The sequence below is a fragment of the Arthrobacter sp. Y3223164 genome (genome assembly GCF_059091005.1).
Genome location: NZ_JBNHGF010000596.1, coordinates 1 through 1,213, shown reverse-complemented (window position 1 = coordinate 1,213; position 1,213 = coordinate 1). Strand labels below are relative to the sequence as shown.

Annotated in this window: 1 protein-coding gene and 1 pseudogene; both read left to right on the top strand. The window is 67.0% G+C overall.

The genetic code is table 11. The features are described from left to right. Nucleotides 1-964 (top strand): ABC transporter substrate-binding protein (locus tag AC5RUJ_RS16710; RefSeq protein WP_494156295.1); only part of this gene is annotated, 964 nt, incomplete at its 5' end. A 156-nt stretch (nucleotides 965-1,120) separates the two neighbouring features. Continuing rightward, nucleotides 1,121-1,213, top strand: a pseudogene (locus AC5RUJ_RS16705) (succinyl-CoA--3-ketoacid-CoA transferase); the annotation flags it as partial.

Here is a 1,213-nt window from a genome sequence, read left to right as displayed (position 1 = left end):
GGTGCTGGCCGGCGCCCTCCTGCTGACCGGGTGCGGCTCCGGCAGTCCGTCCTCCACCGGCGGCGGAACGGAAACCGCAGGGGCGCCGGCAGACGCCAACCTGGACCAGGTGAGCCTGGGCCTGATCCCGATCGCGGACGTGGCGCCGGTTTACCTGGGCATGCAGGAGGGCTACTTCGAGGAGGAAGGCATCCAGCTGTCCATCCAGCTGGCCCAGGGCGGGGCGGCCATCGTTCCGGCGGTCATGACCGGCGAATACCAGTTCGGCTACTCCAACGTCATCTCGCTGCTGATCGCGCGGGACAAGGGGCTGCCGATCACGGTGGTCTCCAACGGCTCCAGCTCCACCAATGAGCCCGGGAAGGATGGGACCGAGGTGGCGGCCATGCCGGACAGCGGCATCGAGAGCGCCGCGGACCTGGTGGGCAAGACCGTCGCCGTCAACGCGCTGAACAACTTCGCCGACGTCACCATCCGGAACTCCGTGGAGCAGGCCGGCGGCGACCCGGACGCCGTCGACTTCGTCGAGATGCCGTACCCCAACATGCCCGCGGCACTGGAGCGCGGCGACGTGGACGCGGCCTGGACCACGGAACCGTTCCGCACGCAGATCCTGGACGCCGGCGGAAAGATCGTGGCCAGCCCGATGACCGACCTCGCCGACGACTTCGATTCGGCCTTCTACTTCGCCTCCGAGCAAACCCTGCAGGAGGACCCCGAGCTCGTTGAGCGCTTCCGCCGGGCGCTGGAGAAGTCTTTCCAGTTCGCCTCGGAGAACGAGGACGAGGTGCGCACGATCATCCAGGATTATGCCAAGGTCACGCCCGAATTGGCCGAGAAGATTGTGATCTCCCGCTGGTATCCGGAGGTCAACATGGAGGGCCTGCAAAAGCTGGGGTCCGCGGCCACCAAGTACGGCGTGCTGAAGAACGAGCCCGACTATGACGCACTGATCGCGGACTGATCCCCGCCCCTCCCACCCGCCACTCCCACCTTCACCCGCACCCGCACCCGAAAGGCACCATGTCCCAGCTCCAGACCGCCCCCGTCTCCGTCTCCGTCGGACCCCTCTCCCCCGCCGACGTCGTCGCCTGAGATTTCAGACCAGAAGGAGCCCATCATGGCTTGGACACGTGACGAGATGGCGGCCATCGCGGCCGCCGAACTGAACGACGGAGACTACGTCAACCTGGGCATCGGCATCCCCACGCTG